Below are 21,559 nucleotides of genomic sequence, written 5' to 3' on the forward strand. Positions count from 1 at the left end.
GGAAAGAGAGTAAGAGATGTATCGTTATCAAATTGGCATTCCCACATTAGAATATGATCAGTTTGTTAAAGAACATGAATTAGTCAATGTATTACAAAGTAGTGCTTGGGAAGAGGTTAAGTCTGATTGGCAACATGAAAAGTTTGGCGTCTACCGAGGAGATAAATTACTGGCTACAGCTAGTATTTTGATTAAAACTCTTCTTCTAGGCTATAGAATGTTTTATATCCCAAGAGGTCCTGTTTTAGATTATAAGGATGCTAAACTCCTGAACTTTGTTCTTCAATCCATTAAGTCCTATGCTCGAAGCAAGAGAGCGATTTTTGTGATTTTTGACCCAAGTATTTGCCTGTCTCAAAGTTTAATTAATCAGGAAAAAACAGAATTTCCTGAAAATCTGGCTATTATTGATAGTTTGCAACAAATGGGAGTAAGGTGGTCAGGAAAAACAGAGGAAATGGGAGACACCATTCAACCTCGTATTCAGGCGAAAATATACAAGGAAAATTTTGAAGAAGATAAACTTTCCAAGTCAACAAAACAGGCTATTCGAACAGCACGGAATAAGGGGGTAGAGATTCAATTTGGTGGAACTGAATTATTGGAGTCTTTTTCCTTTTTGATGAAAAAAACCGAGAAGCGGAAAGAGATTCATTTGAGGAATGAAGCCTATTATAAAAAGTTATTAGATAATTTTAAGGACAAGGCCTATATCACCTTGGCAACCTTGGATGTTTCTAAACGTTCGCAAGAATTAGAAGAACAGTTAGCGAAAAACAGAGCCTTGGAAGAGACCTTTACTGAGTCGACTCGAACTTCAAAAGTAGAAGCGCAGAAGAAGGAAAAAGAACGTTTGTTAGAGGAATTGACTTTCCTGCAGGAATATATGGATGCAGGTCAAGCAAGAGTTCCTTTAGCAGCTACCTTGACTTTAGAATTCGGACAAACTTCTGTCAATCTATACGCAGGAATGGATGAAGATTTTAGACGTTATAAAGCTCCTATTTTGACTTGGTATGAGACAGCTCGATATTCCTTTGAACGTGGCATTTTATGGCAAAATTTAGGAGGCGTCGAGAATGCTTTAGATGGTGGACTCTATCGTTTTAAAGCTAATTTTAATCCAACGATCGAAGAATACTTGGGTGAATTTACAATGCCTACCCATCCTCTCTATCCTCTGTTAAGACTTGCTCTTGATTTCCGTAAAACATTAAGAAAAAAACATAGAAAGTAAGTATATGGCACTAATTACACTCACGAAAGAAGAGTTTCAGGCTTATTCTGATCAGGTTTCTTCTCGTTCCTTTATGCAATCGGTCCAGATGGGGGACTTGTTAGAAAAAAGAGGAGCTCGAATTGTTTATCTAGCTTTGAAACAAGAAGGAGAAATTCAAGTTGCAGCTCTGGTTTATAGCTTGCCCATGCTGGGTGGTCTGCATATGGAGCTCAATTCGGGGCCGATTTATACCCAACAAGATGCTCTTCCAGTTTTTTATGCGGAGTTAAAAGAATATGCCAAGCAAAATGGTGTATTAGAGTTGCTTGTAAAACCTTATGAAACTTATCAAACTTTTGATAGCCAAGGTAATCCAATAGATGCTGAGAAAAAAAGTATTATTCAAGGTTTAACTGATTTAGGTTATCAATTTGATGGATTGACGACAGGGTATCCTAATGGAGAAGTCAGCTGGCATTACATCAAAGATTTGCAAGATTATGATGCTGTTTCCTTATTGAAATCTTTTAATAAAAATAGTATTCGCAACATTCAATCAGCCTTTGATTTTAATATTCTTATTCGCAATGCAGAACGGGAAGAAATTCCAATATTCAAAAAAATTATCGAAGAAACAGGTAAAAGACAAGGTTTTGAGGATAAGAATTTAGATTATTACATTAAATTGTATGATATGTTTGGAGATAGGGCGGATTTTCTAATTGCTGAAGTCAATCCGCAACAGTCTATAGATGCTTTAAATGTGAAGATGGCTAGTCTTGACAAGAAGTCGAAACAATTTCACCAGCAATACCAAGCTTTGCAAAAGAAAAAAGATTTTCTAACTAGTTTGGATAGTGAGTCTAGCAATGTTGCTCTAGCTTGTGCTTTAATAATCTACACAAATACAGAGGCAACCTACTTATTTGGGGGGTCGTACGCAGAGTATCAGAAGTTCTCAGCTCCATTTTTACTTCAATATCATGCGATGAAGCAGACAATGCAACGAAATATCCATCAATACAACTTCCTAGGTATTCAAGGGATTTTTGATGGTAGTGATGGTGTTTTACGTTTTAAACAAAATTTTAATGGTTATATTGTACGTAAAGCAGGAACTTTCCGTTATTATCCATCTCCCATAAAATATAAAGCTATTCAGTTACTTAAAAAAATATTAGGACGCTAAGATAAGAAAATCGGTCTTTAGCTTTCTTTCAGCTTGTTTTATTAAAATAGTCTTCATTTGCTAGAAAGGTGGAGGGACATGCGCTGGATTTTTCGTTTGATAGGGGCTTTCTTTTCTTTTGTGTGGCGTTTGTTTTGGCGCCTGGTTTGGATAGTCGTGCTCTTATGTGCTCTTGCTTTCGGTCTTCTCTGGTATCTGAACGGTGATTTTCAAGGAGCGCTAAAGCAAGCAGAGCGGTCAGTAAAAATTGGTCAACAAAGTATCGACCAATGGGAAAAAACAGGGCAACTGCCTAAGTTGAACCAGACAGATAGCCACCAACACTCTGAAGGAAGGTGGCCGCAGGCTTCTGCTCGTATTTACCTAGATCCGCAGATGGATTCACGCTTTCAAGAAGCTTATGTAGAAGCGATTCAGAATTGGAATCAAACGGGTGCTTTTAATTTTGAAATCGTGACTGAGGCCAGCAAGGCAGATATCTTGGCTACGGAGATGAATGACGGAGGTACTCCTGTGGCAGGAGAGGCAGAAAGTCAGACCAATCTCTTGACGGGGCAATTCTTGTCTGTCACGGTACGGTTGAATCACTATTATCTGTCCAATCCTAACTATGGCTATTCCTATGAGCGCATTGTCCATACGGCAGAACATGAGTTGGGTCATGCGATTGGCTTGGACCATACAGATGAAAAGTCTGTCATGCAACCTGCGGGTTCCTTTTATGGTATCCAGGAAGTGGATGTTGCAAACCTTCGAAAAATATATGAGACTAGTGAGTAGGGAACAATCTTTCCCTACTTTTTTGCTATAATGGAACTATGAATAACTTGATTAAATCAAAACTAGAACTCTTGCCGACCAGCCCTGGTTGCTACATTCACAAGGATAAAAACGGTACCATTATCTATGTAGGAAAGGCTAAAAATCTGCGTAATCGCGTGAGGTCTTATTTCCGTGGAAGTCATGATACCAAAACAGAGGCCTTGGTGTCTGAAATTGTAGATTTTGAATTTATCGTTACTGAGTCTAATATTGAGGCACTTCTCCTAGAAATCAACCTGATCAAGGAAAACAAGCCCAAGTACAATATCATGCTCAAGGATGATAAGTCCTATCCTTTCATCAAAATCACCAATGAGCGCTATCCTCGCTTGATTATCACCCGACAGGTCAAAAAGGACGGAGGTCTCTACTTTGGACCTTATCCAGATGTGGGAGCAGCCAATGAAATCAAGCGGTTGTTGGATCGGATTTTCCCTTTTCGCAAGTGTACCAATCCACCGTCTAAGGTTTGCTTTTATTACCATATCGGCCAGTGTATGGCCCACACCATATGTAATAAAGATGAGGCTTATTTCAAGTCCATGGCTCAGGAGGTTTCTGATTTTCTGAAAGGGCAGGATAACAAAATCATTGATGACCTAAAGGGAAAAATGGCAGCGGCAGCTCAGACTATGGAATTTGAACGTGCGGCGGAATACCGTGACCTAATTCAGGCCATTGGAACGCTTCGAACCAAGCAACGGGTTATGGCCAAGGATCTCCAAAATCGGGATGTCTTTGGCTACTATGTGGACAAGGGCTGGATGTGTGTCCAGGTTTTCTTTGTCCGTCAGGGAAAACTCATTGAGCGGGATGTCAATCTCTTTCCCTATTACAATGATCCGGATGAGGACTTTCTAACCTATGTAGGACAATTCTATCAAGAAAAATCTCATCTAGTTCCCAATGAGGTGCTGATTCCGCAGGATATTGACGAAGAAGCTGTCAAGGCTTTGGTAGACACCAAGATTGTCAAACCCCAGCGTGGAGAGAAAAAGCAACTGGTCAATTTGGCTATAAAGAATGCTCGTGTTAGTCTGGAACAGAAGTTCAATCTGCTAGAGAAATCAGTCGAAAAGACCCAAGGAGCTATTGAAAATCTAGGAAGTTTGCTCCAAATCCCGACCCCAGTCCGTATCGAGTCCTTCGATAACTCCAACATCATGGGGACTAGCCCTGTTTCGGCTATGGTGGTCTTTGTCAACGGCAAACCAAGTAAAAAAGATTATCGTAAGTACAAAATCAAGACTGTGGTTGGACCAGACGACTATGCTAGTATGCGTGAGGTTATCCGTAGACGCTATGGTCGAGTTCAACGTGAGGGTTTGACGCCGCCAGATTTGATTGTGATTGATGGGGGACAAGGTCAAGTCAATATTGCTAAACAAGTCATCCAAGATGAACTAGGCTTGGATATTCCAATTGCTGGGCTGCAAAAGAATGATAAGCACCAAACTCATGAATTGCTCTTTGGAGATCCGCTTGAGGTGGTGGAGTTGTCTCGCAATTCTCAGGAATTTTTCCTTCTCCAACGCATCCAAGATGAGGTGCACCGCTTTGCTATCACTTTCCATCGCCAACTGCGCTCTAAGAACTCCTTTTCATCACAATTGGATGGAATTGAAGGGCTGGGACCTAAACGCAAGCAAAATCTTATGAAGCATTTCAAGTCTCTGACCAAAATCAAGGAAGCCAGTGTGGATGAGATTGTCGAAGTTGGAGTACCAAGAGCAGTAGCAGAGGCTGTGCAGAGGAAGTTGAACCCGCAGGAAGCAGAAGCCTTAGCTCAAGTTGCGGAAGAACAAGTAGATTATCAAACAGAAGGAGAACACAATGAATTATAAAATCGCAATTTTATCAGATATTCATGGAAATACGACAGCTTTAGAAGCAGTGATTGCAGATGCTAAAAATCAAGGAGTCAGTGAATACTGGCTTCTGGGAGATATTTTTCTTCCCGGTCCAGGTGCAAGTGACTTGGTAGCCCTGCTAAAGGACCTTCCTATCACAGCCAGTGTTCGAGGCAATTGGGATGATTGTGTCCTTGAGGCCTTGGATGGTGAATACGGTTTGGAAGATCCACAAGAAATCCAGTCAATGCGAATGACTCAGTTTTTGATGGAGCGAATGGATCCTGCAACGATTGTCTGGCTACGAAGCTTGCCTTTGCTGGAAAAGAAAGAAGTTGAGGGGCTGCGCTTTTCTATCTCTCATAATTTACCTGACAAAAACTATGGTGGGGATCTACTGGTTGGGAATGATACAGAAAAATTTGACCAACTGCTAGATGAGGAAACGGACGTGGCAGTCTATGGTCATGTCCACAAGCAGTTGCTTCGTTACGGCAGTCAAGGGCAACAAATCATCAATTCAGGGTCGATTGGCATGCCCTATTTTAATTGGGAGGCGTTAAAAAATCACCGTGCCCAGTATGCCGTGATAGAAGTTGAAGATGGGGAATTGGTAAATATCCTATTTCGTAAAGTTGCTTATGACTATGAAGCGGAGTTGGAGTTGGCCAAATTCAAGGGGCTTCCTTTTATCGAAATGTATGAAGAGCTACGACGAGAAGACAACTATCAGGGGCACAATCTGGAACTATTAGCAAGCTTAATAGAAAAGCATGGGTATGTAGAAGATGTGAAGAATTTCTTGGAGGCTATAAAGTCAGAATATAAGATAGACTAGTTTCTTTAAGTAACTGAAAATTAATTGGAACTGGATGAGGGGATTCCTGATTTAAATGATTTTCTTCATTCAGTTGCTTATCCTTGTTCCAGTTTGTCTCTACGAAAAATCTCTGCAACCTCTTTCAAATTATGGTAGAATGGAAGCAGTAGAATTAGAAAAGGAAATCGATTATGAAATTTCTTGAATTAAACAAAAAACGTCATGCGCCTAAGCATTTCACTGATAAGCCGGTTGATCCAAAAGATGTGCGTACGGCTATCGAAATTGCAACCTTGGCACCAAGTGCCCACAACAGCCAGCCATGGAAATTTGTAGTGGTGCGTGAGAAAAATGCCGAACTAGCAAAATTGGCTTACGGTTCAAACTTTGAACAGGTATCATCAGCGCCTGTAACTATTGCCTTGTTTACAGACACAGATTTGGCTAAACGTGCTCGTAAGATCGCTCGTGTTGGTGGTGCTAATAACTTTTCTGAAGAGCAACTTCAATACTTTATGAAAAATTTACCTGCGGAATTTGCCCGTTACAGTGAGCAACAAGTCAGCGACTACCTAGCCCTCAATGCAGGTTTGGTTGCTATGAACTTGGTTCTCGCTCTTACAGACCAAGGAATCGGATCAAATCTGATTCTTGGTTTTGACAAATCAAAAGTCAACGAAGTTTTGAAAATCGAAGACCGCTTCCGCCCAGAACTCTTGATTACAGTGGGTTACACAGACGAAAAATTGGAACCAAGCTACCGCTTGCCAGTAGATGAAATCATCGAGAAAAGATAGAAAGAAGAAAAAATGACAGCAATTGATTTTACAGCAGAAGTAGAAAAACGCAAAGAAGACCTCTTGGCTGACTTGTTTAGCCTTTTGGAAATCAACTCAGAACGTGATGACAGCAAGGTTGATGCTGAACATCCATTTGGACCTGGTCCAGTAAAAGCCTTGGAAAAATTCCTTGAAATCGCAGACCGTGATGGCTATCCAACTAAAAATGTTGACAACTACGCAGGACATTTTGAGTTTGGTGATGGAGAAGAAGTTCTCGGTATCTTTGCCCACATGGACGTGGTTCCAGCTGGTAGCGGTTGGGACACAGACCCTTACACACCAACTATCAAAGACGGTCGTCTTTATGCGCGTGGAGCTTCTGACGATAAGGGTCCTACAACAGCTTGTTACTATGGTTTGAAAATCATCAAAGAATTGGGTCTTCCAACTTCTAAGAAAGTTCGTTTCATCGTCGGAACAGACGAAGAATCAGGTTGGGCAGATATGGACTACTACTTCGAGCACGTAGGACTTGCGAAGCCAGACTTCGGTTTCTCTCCAGACGCTGAATTCCCTATCATCAATGGTGAAAAAGGAAATATCACGGAATACCTCCACTTTGCAGGTGAAAATGCAGGTGTTGCCCGTCTTCACAGCTTCACAGGTGGTTTGCGTGAAAATATGGTACCTGAATCAGCAACAGCAGTCGTTTCAGGTGATTTGGCTGACTTGCAAGCTAAACTAGACACCTTTGTTGCAGAACACAAACTCAGAGGAGAAATTCAAGAAGAAGCTGGCCAATACAAGGTGACCATCATTGGTAAATCTGCCCATGGTGCCATGCCTGCTTCAGGTGTCAATGGCGCGACTTACCTAGCTCTCTTCCTCAGCCAGTTTGACTTTGCTGGTCCAGCCAAAGACTACCTTGACATCGCTGGTAAAATTCTCTTGAACGACCATGAGGGTGAAAATCTCAAGATTGCTCATGTGGATGAAAAGATGGGTGCTCTTTCTATGAATGCTGGTGTATTCCGTTTTGATGAAACAAGTTCTGACAATACCATTGCCCTTAACATCCGCTATCCAAAAGGAACAAGTCCAGAACAAATCAAGTCAATCCTTGAAAACTTGCCAGTTGCTTCTGTTAGCCTTTCTGAGCACGGTCACACGCCTCACTATGTGCCAATGGAAGATCCACTTGTGCAAACCTTGTTGAATGTTTATGAAAAACAAACTGGTCTTAAAGGTCACGAGCAAGTTATCGGTGGTGGAACCTTTGGTCGCTTGCTAGAACGAGGTGTTGCCTATGGTGCCATGTTCCCAGACTCAATTGACACCATGCACCAAGCCAATGAATTTATCGCCTTGGATGATCTCTTCCGAGCAGCAGCAATCTATGCCGAAGCTATTTATGAATTGATCAAATAAAACGATAGAAGTCTGAGATTGTATGCTTAGACTTCTTTTTGGAGGGAAAGTAGATGTCTCAAATCGAAAGAATCAAGCAGGCTATTATGGCAGATCCGCAGAATGTCAGCTATACAGAGCGTGGCATTGAGCCTCTCTTTGCAGCGCCAAAGACTGCTCGCGTCAATATCATCGGTCAGGCACCTGGACTTAAAACCCAAGAAGCAGGCCTTTACTGGAAAGATAAGAGTGGTGACCGTCTGAGAGACTGGCTAGGTGTGGATGAAGATACTTTTTACAATTCAGGATATTTTGCTGTTTTGCCTATGGATTTCTACTTTCCAGGGCATGGCAAGTCAGGTGATTTACCACCTCGAGCAGGATTTGCCGAAAAATGGCATCCACAGCTCTTGCAAGAATTACCAGATATCCAATTGACCCTCTTGATTGGCCAATATGCCCAAGCCTACTATTTACAGGAGAAAGTCAGTGGCAAAGTGACAGAACGGGTAAAACATTACCAGAACTACTTGCCAACCTATTTTCCATTAGTTCACCCCTCGCCTAGAAATCAAATCTGGATGGCCAAAAATCCTTGGTTTGAGTCAGAAGTGGTGCCAGATTTGAAAAAAAGAATTAAAACTATTTTATAGTCAATGAAAATCAAAGAGCAAACTAGGAAGCTAGCCGCAGGCTGTACTTGAGTACGGTAAGGCGACGCTGACGTGGTTTGAATTTGATTTTCGAAGAGTATTAGGAGAAAAAGAATGAAAGAAATAACCTTTGACGCATTTTACCAGCTTTACCAAAATGACCAACTTTCTTTAGTGGACGTGAGAGAAGTGGATGAGTTTGAAGCTCTTCATTTAGAAGGTGCTCAGAATCTTCCTCTGAGTCAATTAGCTGACACTTATGATCAATTGGACAAGGATCAGTTACATTATGTTATTTGTAAATCTGGAATGAGATCGGCGCGTGCTTGCCAATTCTTATCTGAACAAGGTTATGAGGTTATCAATGTTCAGGGTGGCATGTTAGCCTTTGAAGAACTTTAGACATTAGAATTTTCTCCTACTTGGTGTGGACTGGGTAGGGGATTTTATTTTTAGACAATTCTCATTTTTGAGAATCTTGAAAACATTCAATATTTACTTCGTGAAGCTTTTTTCATACTCCTATTCATGATATACTAGGTCAGTATTTTATAAATATGAAGGAGATTTTCATGGCTAAAAAAGGTGCCCTAACAGGTTTACTCCTGTTTGGAATATTTTTTGGTGCGGGGAACTTGATTTTTCCGCCTTCTCTAGGTGCACTATCTGGAGAACATTTTCTTCCTGCCATCGCAGGTTTTGTCTTTTCAGGTGTCGGTATCGCCGTCTTGACTCTTATTATTGGAACGCTAAATCCTAAAGGATATATCTACGAGATTTCAACAAAGATAGCGCCTTGGTTTGCGACTCTTTACCTCTCAGTTCTTTATTTGTCAATCGGTCCATTCTTTGCTATCCCACGTACTGCTACAACAGCTTACGAAGTAGGGATTAGCCCCCTTTTGTCGGATGCAAATAAAGGTCTTGGATTGATTGTCTTTACGGTTCTGTATTTTGCGGCAGCCTATCTAATCTCGCTTAATCCATCAAAAATCTTAGACCGTATCGGTCGTATTTTAACACCAGTCTTTGCGATTTTGATTGTTATCTTGGTTGTCCTAGGAGCTATCAAATACGGTGGAACAAGTCCTCAAGCTGCTTCAGCTGCTTATCAAGCTTCTGCCTTTGGTACAGGTTTCCTAGAAGGTTACAATACCTTGGACGCCCTTGCCTCAGTTGCCTTTAGCGTAATCGCAGTTCAAACCTTGAAACAACTTGGATTTTCAAGTAAGAAAGAATACATTTCAACCATTTGGGTTGTTGGTATCGTTGTTGCCCTTGCCTTCAGTGCTCTTTATATCGGTTTAGGTTTCCTTGGAAATCATTTCCCAGTACCAGCTGAAGCGATGAAGGGTGGGACACCAGGTGTTTACATCTTGTCACAAGCCACTCAAGAAATCTTTGGCTCAACAGCTCAACTCTTCCTTGCAGCTATGGTTACCGTAACCTGCTTCACAACAACAGTTGGTTTGATTGTGTCAACAGCTGAGTTCTTTAATGAGCGCTTCCCACAAATCAGCTACAAGGTTTATGCGACAGCCTTTACCTTGATTGGATTTGCCATTGCCAATTTGGGTCTTGATGCGATTATCAGGTACTCAATTCCAGTACTGGTTATCTTGTACCCAATCACGATTGCTATCGTTATGATTGTCATTGTCAACAAATTTGTAGCTCTTTCAAAACCAGGTATGCAGTTGACAATTGCTGTGGTTACAGCTATTGCCATTGCAAGCGTATTAGGAAGCTCGTTTAAGGTTGAGTTTCTTGCAAACCTTGTCAACGCTCTTCCTTTTGCCAAGGCATCACTCCCATGGTTAGTACCAGCTATTGTCGGAATCTTGCTCTCATTGGTTCTGCCAAACAAGCAAGAAAGCGATGTTTTTGAAATGGAATAATCATTAAAATCACTTTTGTAGCCAAGTCTACAGGAGTGATTTTCTTTTTTTATCCGATGATAAATGTGTTATAATAGGTAGCAAAAGAGGTGAAGAAATGAATCAAACAGTAGAATATATTAAAGAACTGACAGCCATTGCGTCGCCAACGGGCTTCACTCGTGAGGTTTCGGACTATTTAGTCAAGACTTTAGAAGGTTTTGGTTACCAGCCGGTCCGCACAGCCAAGGGTGGTGTCAATGTGACCATCAAAGGTCAAAATGATGAGGAGCACCGCTATGTGACTGCCCATGTGGATACTCTGGGTGCCATTGTCCGTGCTGTCAAACCAGACGGCCGTCTCAAAATGGACCGTATCGGTGGTTTCCCTTGGAACATGATTGAAGGAGAAAACTGTACTGTTCACGTAGCTAGCACAGGTGAAAAAGTATCAGGAACCATCCTCATCCACCAAACTTCTTGCCATGTCTATAAGGATGCAGGAACTGCAGAACGCACTCAGGACAATATGGAAGTGCGTTTGGATGCAAAAGTGACCAATGAAAAAGAAACTCGTGCTCTTGGTATTGAGGTCGGTGATTTTATCAGCTTTGATCCACGAACCGTCGTGACAGAGACAGGTTTTATCAAGTCTCGTCATTTGGACGATAAGGTCAGTGCAGCGATTTTGCTTAATCTGCTTCGTATTTATAAGGAAGAGAAGATTGAATTGCCCGTAACAACCCATTTTGCTTTTTCAGTCTTTGAAGAAGTGGGGCATGGAGCTAACTCTAATATTCCTGCTCAGGTAGTAGAATATCTGGCTGTGGATATGGGAGCTATGGGAGATGACCAGCAAACTGACGAATATACAGTGTCTATCTGTGTCAAGGATGCTTCTGGACCTTATCACTATGACTTCCGTCAACACTTGGTTGCCTTGGCGAAAGAACAAGACATTCCATTTAAGTTGGATATCTATCCATTTTATGGTTCGGACGCTTCAGCGGCTATGTCTGCAGGGGCTGAGGTTAAACACGCTCTACTTGGTGCTGGTATCGAGTCTAGCCACTCATATGAGCGCACTCATATTGACTCGGTGGTTGCAACGGAACGTATGGTTGATGCTTATCTTAAGAGCGCATTGGTAGACTAATATGTGTTTGATTTGCCAGAGAATTGAGCTCATCAAGAAGGGAGAAAGTCCCTATTTTGTCAAAGAGTTGGAAACAGGCTATCTTGTGGTTGGAGACCACCAGTATTTTGCAGGCTATAGTCTCTTTCTAGCCAAGGAACATGTCACCGAATTGCACCATTTGAAAAAGGAGACAAGACTCCATTTTCTAGAAGAAATGAGTTTAGTCCAAGAGGCAGTTGCCAAGGCCTTTGCTGCTGAGAAAATGAATATCGAACTGCTAGGAAATGGCGATGCCCATCTTCATTGGCATCTGTTTCCTAGACGAAGAGGTGATTTGAATGGACACGGTCTTAAGGGACGTGGTCCAGTCTGGTGGGTTCCTTTTGAAGAAATGACAGCAGAAACCTGCCAAGCAAAACCGGATGAGATTAAAAGATTAGTCAAACGTTTATCGTTAGAAGTAGATAAATTATTAGAAATAAAGGAGTAGAAATGAAAAAAAGATACCTTATCTTGACAGCTTTGCTAGCCATGAATCTAGCAGCTTGTTCACAAGAAAAAGCAAAAAATGAAGATGGCGCAGCTAAGACAGAACAAACAGCTAAAGCTGATGGCACAGTCGGCAGTAAGTCTAAAGGAGCTGCCCAGAAAAAAGCAGAAGTGGTTAACAAAGGAGACTACTATAGCATCCAAGGGAAATACGATGAAATCATCGTAGCCAATAAACACTATCCATTGTCGAAAGACTACAATCCAGGGGAAAATCCAACAGCCAAAGCAGAGTTGCTCAAACTCATCAAAGCTATGCAAGAGGCAGGTTTCCCAATCAGTGACCATTACAGTGGTTTTAGAAGTTATGAAACTCAGACAAAGCTCTACCAAGATTATGTCAACCAAGATGGGAAGGCTGCCGCTGACCGTTACTCTGCCCGACCTGGCTATAGTGAACACCAGACAGGATTGGCCTTTGATGTGATTGGGACTGATGGTGATTTAGTAACAGAAGAAAAAGCGGCTAAATGGCTCTTGGACCATGCGGCTGATTATGGCTTTGTTGTCCGTTATCTCAAAGGTAAGGAAAAAGAAACCGGTTATATGGCTGAAGAATGGCACATTCGTTATGTCGGAAAAGAAGCAAAAGAAATTGCAGAGAGTGGTCTCAGTTTGGAAGAATACTACGGCTTTGAAGGCGGAGATTACGTCGATTAAAAAAATAAAATTTTCTCTTGCAATTCTAGATAAATAGTGTATAATAGATGGGTATGTGTAAAGCATACTTGTGGGAGGTAAAAATCTTTAATTACCGCCAAAACCACAAAGGAGGATTTAAAAATGGCTAAAAAAGTCGAAAAACTTGTAAAATTGCAAATCCCTGCTGGTAAAGCTACACCAGCTCCACCGGTTGGACCTGCTCTTGGTCAAGCTGGTATCAACATCATGGGATTCACAAAAGAGTTCAACGCTCGTACAGCTGACCAAGCTGGTATGATCATTCCAGTTGTTATCTCAGTTTACGAAGATAAATCATTTACTTTCATCACTAAAACACCACCAGCTGCTGTTCTTTTGAAAAAAGCTGCAGGTGTTGAAAAAGGATCAGGTACACCTAACAAAACTAAAGTTGCTACAGTTACTCGTGCACAAGTACAAGAAATTGCAGAAACTAAAATGCCAGATTTGAACGCAGCAAACGTAGAGTCTGCAATGCGTATGATCGAAGGTACTGCTCGTTCTATGGGATTCACTGTTGTTGACTAATCAATAACACCCCCAATATAACCCGCAAGACTTCATCATTTCGAGGAGTGACGTGGGAGATGAAAATCGATTGAACCACTTACAAGGAGAATAGAAAATGGCTAAAAAAAGCAAACAACTTCGTGCTGCTCTTGAGAAAATCGACAGCACAAAAGCATACAGCGTAGAAGAAGCTGTAGCACTTGCAAAAGAAACTAACTTTGCAAAATTTGACGCAACTGTAGAAGTTGCTTACAACTTGAACATCGACGTTAAAAAAGCTGACCAACAAATCCGTGGAGCAATGGTATTGCCAAACGGTACTGGTAAAACTTCACGCGTTCTTGTTTTCGCACGTGGTGCAAAAGCTGAAGAAGCAAAAGCTGCTGGTGCAGACTTTGTTGGTGAAGATGACCTTGTTGCTAAAATCAACGATGGTTGGTTGGACTTCGACGTAGTTATCGCTACACCTGACATGATGGCTCTTGTTGGACGTCTTGGACGTGTCCTTGGACCACGTAACTTGATGCCAAACCCTAAAACTGGTACTGTAACAATGGATGTTGCTAAAGCAGTTGAAGAGTCTAAAGGTGGTAAAATCACTTACCGTGCTGACCGTGCAGGTAACGTTCAAGCAATCATCGGTAAAGTATCATTTGAAGCTGAAAAATTGGTTGAAAACTTCAAAGCTTTCAACGAAACAATCCAAAAAGCAAAACCAGCTACAGCTAAAGGAACTTACGTAACAAACTTGACTATCACAACTACTCAAGGTGTTGGTATCAAAGTTGACGTAAACTCACTTTAATCAGTAGCTTATATCAGAGAACGAGTGCGAAAGTGCTCGTTTTTTATCTTTAGTTATTGATTCTAAAGAATCGATGTGGCTTCATTCGTTTTTTCTTTTATGACTTATGAGAAAAATTTAGAGAAAGTGTTGTATTCTATTATTGAAATTATTGAGGTTATGAGATAAAATCCGAACGATTTTTTTAGAGGTATTAATGGTAGATGTATAGATAAGTGTATAGATTCTTAAAAATGTTAACACAGGCTTATAAAAAGGCTGTAAATATAATATTTAGGTTATAAAAATAACGAAAACATAAAATATTCAATTTAAAGATAAAATCGAAAAACCGTACATTAAATTCGGATGTTTGTTTAAAAAATCATAAAATAGAAATATTATTTAATGGGATTTAAAAAAATAAAATAAAAAGCGAAAGATTTATAAGAGATTTGAAGATTCAAAATAAAAAGTGCTTGCAAAATATTTGAAAATATAGTATTATAATTATGCATGTTAATTGTGGATGATAAAAATTCCTCTTTTAAGTTTTAAGAGAGGAATTTTTATTTTTGTCTATATATTAAATTCTAAAATCCCATATTATGTATAAAGTAAGATAAAGTTTATATTTTATCCATAATAGATATAATATAGCTATAAATACTTATGTAATGCAAATTCAAATATTATTACCACATTCACACCAGAGAAAGATTATGTATGAACTGGTGAAGGAGTAACTGTTGTAAGAAAAGATAAAGCAGGAAAAACAATCTCTGCTAAATACACTCCAACAGTTCGTCCGGGTACAGACTATGTAGATGAAAATGGTAAAGAAATTCCAGAATTCCCAAGTAAAGATGGAGAAAAACCTAAGAAAGATATTCCAGGCTACCGCTTTGTGGAAACTAAACCACTTCCAAACGGAGATGTTGAGCATATTTACAATAAAAGTAACGCCACCAGCTCCAACACCTTCACCTGTTCCTCAACCAAATCCAGGTAATCAAAATATTACAATTTGGACAGATGAAAATGGAAATCCAGTGAAACCATCTGAACCAGGTTCTAAAGAGCCAGGAACAATTCCAGATTACGAATATGTGAAGACTGTGACGGTCAAAATGGAAGTATCAGACATATCTTCAGAAAAGTTCAAACTCCAGCTCCAGTTGAACCAAGTCAACCAGTACAACCGGTAGAGCCAGCAATGCCTGAACAGCCAGCTAAACCTCAAGTACCGGCTACTCCAGCACAACCAGTACAACCAACAGCAGTGAAAGAAGCTGAAGGTAAGCGTGAATTGCCAAACACTGGTACAAAAGACAATGCTAGCCTTGCAGCACTTGGACTTCTCGGAGTATTGAGTGGATTTGGTCTTGTAGCTCGCAAGAAGAAAGAAGACTAAGCTTTCTAATTGATATGATTTGTTTACAATGAATATATCTGTTTAAACCTGATGAATCATTCGATTCATCAGGTTTTTTCGGCTCTTTGTCAACTGTATGCTTTTGATTCTAGTTTATCAAATAATAGATTAGAATTGTCAGATAATATCATTTTATGTTATAATGAAGAAAAAACAGAGGTGTTCAAATGTCAGAAGCAGGTCATAAGTTTTTAGCAAAATTGGGGAAAAAACGCTTACGTCCAGGTGGAAAACGTGCCACAGATTGGTTAATTGCAGAAGGAGGATTTTCAAAAGAAAAGAGAATACTAGAGGTTGCGTGTAATAGGGGAACTACAGCAATTGAGTTGGCACAGCGTTTTGGTTGTAAGATAACTGCTGTTGATATGGATGCTCAAGCTTTAGAAGTGGCTAAAAAATCTGCTGAAACGGCAGGTGTTGGTCATTTGATCAGGTTTGAAAGAGCAAATGCAATGAAACTTCCTTATGAAGATGCTAGTTTTGATATTGTTATAAACGAAGCTATGCTGACTATGCAAGCCGATCAAGCTAAGAAAAAATGTGTAAAGGAGTATCTAAGGGTTTTAAAACCTGAAGGTCTTCTCTTGACACATGATGTGCTTCTTAAGGAAGCTAAAGAGTCTGTCAGACAGGAACTGTCACAAGCAATTCATGTAAATGTAGGTCCTTTAACTCAAGATGGTTGGGAACAGGTGATGATAGAATCAGGTTATCGTGATGTGAAAGTATTGACTGGTGAAATGACATTAATGAAATTATCAGGTATGATTTATGACGAAGGTTGGCTAGGAACTTTGAAAATTTGTGTAAATGCTTGTAAAAAGGAGAATAGAAAGCAGTTTTTAACTATGTATAAAATGTTCGCTAAGAATAAAAAGAACTTGGGCTTTATTGCTATGGCTAGTCATAAATCGTCAAATCGTTAGATAATCATTGATGTTAACTTTTCCTTTCTTCTTTCTTAAAAAATATGCTATAATAGAGAGTAAAAACTTTGAAAGAAAGAAAAAGATGAATTTAAAAGATTACATTGCAACAATTGAAAATTATCCAAAGGAAGGGATTACCTTCCGTGATATCAGTCCTTTGATGGCTGATGGGAATGCTTATAGCTACGCTGTTCGTGAAATCGTTCAGTATGCTACTGACAAGAAAATCGACATGATTGTAGGTCCTGAGGCTCGCGGTTTTATCGTAGGCTGTCCAGTTGCCTTTGAGTTAGGAATTGGTTTTGCACCTGTTCGTAAACCAGGTAAATTACCACGCGAAGTCATTTCTGCTGACTACGAAAAAGAATACGGGGTTGATACCTTGACTATGCATGCGGATGCCATTAAGCCAGGTCAACGTGTTCTTATTGTAGATGATCTCTTGGCAACAGGTGGAACTGTTAAGGCAACTATCGAAATGATTGAAAAACTTGGTGGTGTTGTAGCAGGCTGTGCCTTTCTTGTTGAATTGGATGAATTGAACGGCCGTGAAAAAATCGGTGACTACGATTACAAAGTTCTTATGCATTATTAATCAAAAACAGTCCCTAGGGCTGTTTTCTCTACATTAGGATATAAAAATAGACTATAGCTAGTTAGAGAAAAAGTATAATTGAAAACTATATCTTCTTGCAGTATAATAAAAGGACTAGGTGTTTGAGTTTTAGCTTCAAACATATGCAATGATTCCTGAAAAAGTACAGTTAGGAGAGGGTTATGCCGATTCGAATTGATAAAAAATTACCAGCTGTTGAGATTTTACGGACAGAGAACATCTTTGTCATGGATGATCAACGTGCGGCCCACCAAGATATCCGTCCTTTGAAGATTTTAATCTTAAATCTTATGCCACAAAAAATGGTCACAGAGACCCAGTTGTTGCGCCACTTGGCTAATACACCCCTACAACTGGATATTGATTTTCTCTATATGGAGAGCCACCGTTCTAAAACAACTCGTTCAGAGCACATGGAGACCTTCTATAAAACCTTTCCTGAAGTCAAGGATGAGTATTTTGATGGGATGATCATCACGGGTGCTCCAGTTGAGCATTTACCATTTGAGGAAGTGGACTATTGGGAGGAATTTAGACAGGTGCTTGAGTGGTCCAAGACTCATGTCTATTCGACCCTTCATATCTGTTGGGGAGCTCAGGCTGGTCTTTATCTGCGCTATGGAGTGGAAAAATACCAGATGGATAGTAAGTTATCGGGTATCTATCCTCAGGACACCTTAAAGGAAGGTCATCTTCTTTTTAGAGGCTTTGACGATAGCTATGTATCTCCTCATTCACGGCATACGGAGATTTCTAAGGAAGAGGTCTTAAACAAAACCAATCTCGAGATTTTATCAGAAGGACCTCAGGTTGGGGTTTCGATTTTGGCCAGTCGTGATTTGCGAGAAATTTATAGTTTTGGACATTTGGAATATGACCGTGATACCTTGGCAAAAGAGTATTTTAGAGATCGTGACGCAGGTTTAGATCCACATATTCCAGAAAATTACTTTAAGGATGATGATGTCAACCAGACACCTTGTCTTTGTTGGTCTTCATCAGCAGCCCTCTTTTTCAGTAACTGGGTGAATTATGCGGTGTATCAGGAGACGCCTTTTGACTGGAGAAAAATAGAAGATGATGCATCTGCATTTGGGTATTTATAAGAGGAATTATGACATATTTAGACGCTTTTAAATCAGGGAACTTGGTTTTACCGAGTGCCCTGCTCTTGCATTTTAAGGAACTCTTTCCTTCCAGCGACGATTTTCTGGTCTGGCAATTTTTCTATTTGCAAAATACGACAGGCTTAGAAGAAATGTCGCCAAGCCAGATTGCTGAAAGGATTGGTAAGGAAATTTCGGATGTCAATCAGGCTATTTCTAATCTGACGGAAAGGGGACTGCTTCAGTATCGAACGATTGAATTGAATGGTGAAATCGAATTGCTTTTTGATGCTAGTTTGGCTTTGGAACGTTTGGATGACTTGCTTGGAGTCGCTCATTCAAGTTCAGATCAGTTGACACCTCAAAACCAACTTAAGGATTTGGTAGAAACCTTCCAGCAGGAGTTGGGGCGCTTATTGACCCCTTTTGAAATTGAGGATTTGACTAAGACACTAAAGGAAGACGGAGCCAGTGCTGACTTGATTAAGGAAGCTCTTCGTGAAGCTGTTTTGAATGGAAAACAAAACTGGAAGTACATTCAGGCGATTTTGAGAAATTGGCGCCATGAAGGTATCAAAAGTGTGGCTCAAATCGAGGCCAAGCGGGCAGAGAGAGAAGCGAGCAATCCTCAGTTGACACAGCTATCGACAGATTTCAGAAATGCTATGGATCTCTGGAAGGATTGATCGTTACAAGCAGGCTTGAAATCCGAGTAAGATTTGCAAGCTGTGTATAATTGTGATAAAATAAGTAGAAAATAAATTGAAAAAAGAGGTATGTGAAATGTCACGTAAACCATTTATCGCTGGTAACTGGAAAATGAACAAAAATCCAGAAGAAGCTAAAGCATTCGTTGAAGCAGTTGCATCAAAACTTCCTTCATCAGACCTTGTTGAAGCAGGTATCGCAGCTCCAGCTCTTGATTTGACAACGGTTCTTGCAGCTGCAAAAGGTTCAAACCTTAAAGTTGCTGCTCAAAACTGCTACTTTGAAAATGCAGGTGCTTTCACTGGTGAAACAAGCCCACAAGTTTTGAAAGAAATCGGTACTGACTACGTTGTTATCGGTCACTCAGAACGCCGTGACTACTTCCATGAAACTGACGAAGATATCAACAAAAAAGCAAAAGCAATCTTTGCAAACGGTATGCTTCCAATCATCTGTTGTGGTGAGTCACTTGAAACTTATGAAGCTGGGAAAGCTGCTGAATTCGTAGGTGCTCAAGTATCTGCTGCATTGGCTGGATTGACTGCTGAACAAGTTGCTGCATCAGTTATCGCTTATGAGCCAATCTGGGCTATCGGTACTGGTAAATCAGCTTCACAAGACGACGCACAAAAAATGTGTAAAGTTGTTCGTGACGTTGTAGCTGTTGACTTTGGTCAAGAAGTTGCGGACAAAGTTCGTGTTCAATACGGTGGTTCTGTTAAACCTGAAAACGTTGCTTCATACATGGCTTGCCCAGACGTTGACGGTGCCCTTGTTGGTGGTGCGTCACTTGAAGCTGAAAGCTTCTTGGCTTTGCTTGACTTTGTAAAATAATCAGTAGCAAAAGCTAGGTGGAACAGCATTCGAATGCTTGTTCCATTTTTTATAGGAGAGGAAAGATTGAAAACAAAGATTGGAAAAATTGGATTAGCAAGTATCTGTTTACTCGGCTTGGCAATTAATCATGTCGCTGCAAATGAAACCGAAGCTTCAAAAACTTCGCAGGATACAACGACAGTTTCAAGTAGTTCAGAGCAAAATCAGTCTTCTAATAAAACTCAAACGAGCACAGGTGTAAAGACCAATGCTTCTGCCCACTGGGAGGGGGATTATTATGTAAAGGCTGATGGTTCCAAAGCCAAGAGTGAGTGGATTTTTGATAACTACTATAAGGCTTGGTTTTATATTAAGTCAGACGGTCGTTATGCTCAAAATGAGTGGCAGGGCAATTACTACCTAAAATCAGGTGGTTATATGGCTAAGAATGAATGGGTTTATGATAATGCCTATAAGAATTGGTTTTACCTGAAATCCGATGGTTCTTATGCTAACCAGGAATGGCACGCTGTTGGAGGTAAATGGTACTATTTTAAAAAATGGGGCTATTTAGCTAAAAGTCAATGGCAGGGAAGTTATTTCCTAAATAGTCAAGGTGCTATGATGCAAAATGAATGGCTTTATGATCCAACTTATTCTTCTTATTTCTACCTGAAGTCTGATGGTTCTTATGCTAATGAACAGTGGCAAAAGGTAGATGGCAAGTGGTACTATTTCAAGAAGTGGGGTTACATGGCTCAAGATGAGTGGCATGGAAACTATTATTTGACAGGAAGTGGTGCTATGGCTACTGGTGAATTAGTCATGGATGATGCTCGCTATATTTTTTCTGACTCAGGTGAGTTAAAAGAAAAGAAAGACTTGAATGTTGGCTGGGTTCACCGAAATGGCAGACGTTATTTCTTTAACCATCGTGAAGAACAAGTTGGGACTGATCAAGTTAAAAAGGTCATCGATGTCAGTGAACACAATGGTCGTATCAGTGACTGGAAAAAAGTCATCGATGATAATGGAGTAGATGGCGTTATTGTTCGCTTGGGATATAGCGGTGTAGAAGATAAGGAATTGGCTTATAATATTCAAGAATTTAATCGTTTGGGCATTCCTTATGGTGTTTATCTTTATACCTATGCCGAAAATGAAACAGATGCTGAAGATGATGCTAATCAAACCATTGAACTCTTGAAAAAATACAAGATGAACTTGTCTTACCCTATCTATTATGATGTTGAGAACTGGGAATATGGAAATAAGACTAAGAGAGCTCCAAGTGATACTGGAACCTGGGTCAAGATTATCAACAAGTATATGGCAACAATGAAGCAGGCTGGTTATCAAAATGTGAATGTTTATAGCTATCGTCAACTCTTGCAAACACGCTTAAATCATCCAGATATTTTACAGCATGTCAACTGGGTTGCAGCTTATACGGATGCGCTTGATTGGAATAATCCTCATTATTCAGGAGAAAAAGGATGGCAATATACTTCATCTGACTCTCTTAAAGGGATTCGAGGACGTGTGGATGTTAGCGTCTGGTATTAAGATGTAAAACTGAGAAAAGAGTGTACATTTGTATGCTCTTTTCTTTATTTTATCTCTGTTAAGAGAGATTGAAAGTGACTGGGTTTCATTCTAAAAAATTCT

The 21,559-nt window shown here is 40.2% G+C and carries 21 protein-coding genes and 1 pseudogene; all 22 read left to right on the forward strand.

What is annotated here, in order from left to right; genetic code table 11:
- Positions 1 to 16 precede the first annotated feature (16 nt).
- Positions 17 to 1,237 (forward strand): aminoacyltransferase, encoded by a 1,221-nt coding sequence (locus ACLNCP_RS05050; protein WP_424844121.1) that lies wholly within the window; start codon positions 17 to 19, stop codon positions 1,235 to 1,237.
- 4 nt (positions 1,238 to 1,241) lie between these two features.
- The gene (locus ACLNCP_RS05055) at positions 1,242 to 2,408 is read left to right on the forward strand and encodes an aminoacyltransferase (protein ID WP_424844122.1); all 1,167 of its coding nucleotides are present in this window, start codon (positions 1,242 to 1,244) and stop codon (positions 2,406 to 2,408) included.
- Positions 2,409 to 2,486: 78 nt separating this feature from the next.
- The gene (locus ACLNCP_RS05060; RefSeq protein ID WP_070482894.1) at positions 2,487 to 3,188 is read left to right on the forward strand and encodes a M57 family metalloprotease; all 702 of its coding nucleotides are present in this window, start codon (positions 2,487 to 2,489) and stop codon (positions 3,186 to 3,188) included.
- Between the two features lie 38 nt (positions 3,189 to 3,226).
- Complete coding sequence (uvrC, locus tag ACLNCP_RS05065) at positions 3,227 to 5,074, forward strand: excinuclease ABC subunit UvrC (protein WP_070482891.1); 1,848 nt, start codon at positions 3,227 to 3,229, stop codon at positions 5,072 to 5,074.
- Entirely contained in the window at positions 5,064 to 5,918 is an 855-nt protein-coding gene (locus ACLNCP_RS05070) for a metallophosphoesterase family protein (protein ID WP_424844123.1), read from the forward strand. Before uvrC ends, ACLNCP_RS05070 begins: the two co-directional genes overlap by 11 nt.
- Positions 5,919 to 6,091: 173 nt before the next feature.
- A complete protein-coding gene (locus tag ACLNCP_RS05075) occupies positions 6,092 to 6,697 on the forward strand; it encodes a nitroreductase family protein (protein ID WP_049492407.1) in 606 nt (201 codons plus the stop codon).
- 12 nt (positions 6,698 to 6,709) lie between these two features.
- The gene (gene pepV, locus ACLNCP_RS05080; RefSeq protein WP_261011276.1) at positions 6,710 to 8,110 is read left to right on the forward strand and encodes a dipeptidase PepV; all 1,401 of its coding nucleotides are present in this window, start codon (positions 6,710 to 6,712) and stop codon (positions 8,108 to 8,110) included.
- Positions 8,111 to 8,163: 53 nt separating this feature from the next.
- The gene (locus ACLNCP_RS05085) at positions 8,164 to 8,742 is read left to right on the forward strand and encodes a uracil-DNA glycosylase family protein (protein ID WP_424844124.1); all 579 of its coding nucleotides are present in this window, start codon (positions 8,164 to 8,166) and stop codon (positions 8,740 to 8,742) included.
- Positions 8,743 to 8,856: 114 nt separating this feature from the next.
- Positions 8,857 to 9,144, forward strand: a complete 288-nt coding sequence (locus tag ACLNCP_RS05090) for a rhodanese-like domain-containing protein (protein WP_020903039.1) — start codon at positions 8,857 to 8,859, stop codon at positions 9,142 to 9,144.
- Between the two features lie 170 nt (positions 9,145 to 9,314).
- Positions 9,315 to 10,640 (forward strand): branched-chain amino acid transport system II carrier protein, encoded by a 1,326-nt coding sequence (brnQ, locus tag ACLNCP_RS05095; protein WP_424844125.1) that lies wholly within the window; start codon positions 9,315 to 9,317, stop codon positions 10,638 to 10,640.
- Positions 10,641 to 10,737: 97 nt separating this feature from the next.
- On the forward strand, positions 10,738 to 11,775 hold the full coding sequence (locus tag ACLNCP_RS05100; protein ID WP_424844126.1) for a M42 family metallopeptidase: 1,038 nt from the start codon (positions 10,738 to 10,740) through the stop codon (positions 11,773 to 11,775).
- A gap of 1 nt (position 11,776) precedes the next feature.
- Complete coding sequence (locus ACLNCP_RS05105; protein ID WP_414373465.1) at positions 11,777 to 12,247, forward strand: HIT family protein; 471 nt, start codon at positions 11,777 to 11,779, stop codon at positions 12,245 to 12,247.
- 2 nt (positions 12,248 to 12,249) lie between these two features.
- On the forward strand, positions 12,250 to 12,966 hold the full coding sequence (gene ldcB / locus ACLNCP_RS05110) for an LD-carboxypeptidase LdcB/DacB (RefSeq protein ID WP_424844127.1): 717 nt from the start codon (positions 12,250 to 12,252) through the stop codon (positions 12,964 to 12,966).
- Between the two features lie 123 nt (positions 12,967 to 13,089).
- A complete protein-coding gene (gene rplK / locus ACLNCP_RS05115) occupies positions 13,090 to 13,515 on the forward strand; it encodes a 50S ribosomal protein L11 (RefSeq protein ID WP_001085807.1) in 426 nt (141 codons plus the stop codon).
- A gap of 97 nt (positions 13,516 to 13,612) precedes the next feature.
- A complete protein-coding gene (rplA, locus tag ACLNCP_RS05120) occupies positions 13,613 to 14,302 on the forward strand; it encodes a 50S ribosomal protein L1 (protein ID WP_001085675.1) in 690 nt (229 codons plus the stop codon).
- Positions 14,303 to 15,095: 793 nt separating this feature from the next.
- A pseudogene (locus ACLNCP_RS05125) lies at positions 15,096 to 15,695 on the forward strand (LPXTG cell wall anchor domain-containing protein); the annotation flags it as partial.
- Positions 15,696 to 15,883: 188 nt separating this feature from the next.
- Positions 15,884 to 16,642 carry a class I SAM-dependent methyltransferase gene (locus ACLNCP_RS05130; protein ID WP_424844128.1) on the forward strand — a complete coding sequence of 253 codons (759 nt, stop codon included), beginning with the start codon at positions 15,884 to 15,886 and terminating at the stop codon, positions 16,640 to 16,642.
- An 85-nt stretch (positions 16,643 to 16,727) separates the two neighbouring features.
- Positions 16,728 to 17,240: an adenine phosphoribosyltransferase gene (locus ACLNCP_RS05135; protein ID WP_001049318.1), complete on the forward strand. Its 513-nt coding sequence runs from the start codon at positions 16,728 to 16,730 to the stop codon at positions 17,238 to 17,240.
- Positions 17,241 to 17,422: 182 nt separating this feature from the next.
- Complete coding sequence (gene metA / locus ACLNCP_RS05140) at positions 17,423 to 18,367, forward strand: homoserine O-acetyltransferase MetA (protein WP_424844129.1); 945 nt, start codon at positions 17,423 to 17,425, stop codon at positions 18,365 to 18,367.
- An 8-nt stretch (positions 18,368 to 18,375) separates the two neighbouring features.
- Positions 18,376 to 19,053: a DnaD domain protein gene (locus tag ACLNCP_RS05145; RefSeq protein WP_424844130.1), complete on the forward strand. Its 678-nt coding sequence runs from the start codon at positions 18,376 to 18,378 to the stop codon at positions 19,051 to 19,053.
- A gap of 97 nt (positions 19,054 to 19,150) precedes the next feature.
- Entirely contained in the window at positions 19,151 to 19,909 is a 759-nt protein-coding gene (tpiA, locus tag ACLNCP_RS05150) for a triose-phosphate isomerase (protein ID WP_261023039.1), read from the forward strand.
- Between the two features lie 33 nt (positions 19,910 to 19,942).
- Positions 19,943 to 21,457 carry a choline binding-anchored murein hydrolase LytC gene (gene lytC / locus ACLNCP_RS05155; RefSeq protein WP_424844131.1) on the forward strand — a complete coding sequence of 505 codons (1,515 nt, stop codon included), beginning with the start codon at positions 19,943 to 19,945 and terminating at the stop codon, positions 21,455 to 21,457.
- The last annotated feature ends 102 nt before the right edge of the window (positions 21,458 to 21,559 follow it).

The organism is Streptococcus sp. CL6.35, from assembly GCF_049737915.1.
Classification (GTDB): Bacteria; Bacillota; Bacilli; order Lactobacillales; family Streptococcaceae; genus Streptococcus.

Coding starts and splice junctions, on each gene's coding strand:
- ACLNCP_RS05050 (WP_424844121.1), top strand. CDS start 17: ATGTATCGTTATCAAATTGGCATTCCCACATTAGAATATGATCAGTTT.
- ACLNCP_RS05055 (WP_424844122.1), top strand. CDS start 1,242: ATGGCACTAATTACACTCACGAAAGAAGAGTTTCAGGCTTATTCTGAT.
- ACLNCP_RS05060 (WP_070482894.1), top strand. CDS start 2,487: ATGCGCTGGATTTTTCGTTTGATAGGGGCTTTCTTTTCTTTTGTGTGG.
- uvrC (WP_070482891.1), top strand. CDS start 3,227: ATGAATAACTTGATTAAATCAAAACTAGAACTCTTGCCGACCAGCCCT.
- ACLNCP_RS05070 (WP_424844123.1), top strand. CDS start 5,064: ATGAATTATAAAATCGCAATTTTATCAGATATTCATGGAAATACGACA.
- ACLNCP_RS05075 (WP_049492407.1), top strand. CDS start 6,092: ATGAAATTTCTTGAATTAAACAAAAAACGTCATGCGCCTAAGCATTTC.
- pepV (WP_261011276.1), top strand. CDS start 6,710: ATGACAGCAATTGATTTTACAGCAGAAGTAGAAAAACGCAAAGAAGAC.
- ACLNCP_RS05085 (WP_424844124.1), top strand. CDS start 8,164: ATGTCTCAAATCGAAAGAATCAAGCAGGCTATTATGGCAGATCCGCAG.
- ACLNCP_RS05090 (WP_020903039.1), top strand. CDS start 8,857: ATGAAAGAAATAACCTTTGACGCATTTTACCAGCTTTACCAAAATGAC.
- brnQ (WP_424844125.1), top strand. CDS start 9,315: ATGGCTAAAAAAGGTGCCCTAACAGGTTTACTCCTGTTTGGAATATTT.
- ACLNCP_RS05100 (WP_424844126.1), top strand. CDS start 10,738: ATGAATCAAACAGTAGAATATATTAAAGAACTGACAGCCATTGCGTCG.
- ACLNCP_RS05105 (WP_414373465.1), top strand. CDS start 11,777: ATGTGTTTGATTTGCCAGAGAATTGAGCTCATCAAGAAGGGAGAAAGT.
- ldcB (WP_424844127.1), top strand. CDS start 12,250: ATGAAAAAAAGATACCTTATCTTGACAGCTTTGCTAGCCATGAATCTA.
- rplK (WP_001085807.1), top strand. CDS start 13,090: ATGGCTAAAAAAGTCGAAAAACTTGTAAAATTGCAAATCCCTGCTGGT.
- rplA (WP_001085675.1), top strand. CDS start 13,613: ATGGCTAAAAAAAGCAAACAACTTCGTGCTGCTCTTGAGAAAATCGAC.
- ACLNCP_RS05130 (WP_424844128.1), top strand. CDS start 15,884: ATGTCAGAAGCAGGTCATAAGTTTTTAGCAAAATTGGGGAAAAAACGC.
- ACLNCP_RS05135 (WP_001049318.1), top strand. CDS start 16,728: ATGAATTTAAAAGATTACATTGCAACAATTGAAAATTATCCAAAGGAA.
- metA (WP_424844129.1), top strand. CDS start 17,423: ATGCCGATTCGAATTGATAAAAAATTACCAGCTGTTGAGATTTTACGG.
- ACLNCP_RS05145 (WP_424844130.1), top strand. CDS start 18,376: ATGACATATTTAGACGCTTTTAAATCAGGGAACTTGGTTTTACCGAGT.
- tpiA (WP_261023039.1), top strand. CDS start 19,151: ATGTCACGTAAACCATTTATCGCTGGTAACTGGAAAATGAACAAAAAT.
- lytC (WP_424844131.1), top strand. CDS start 19,943: ATGCTTGTTCCATTTTTTATAGGAGAGGAAAGATTGAAAACAAAGATT.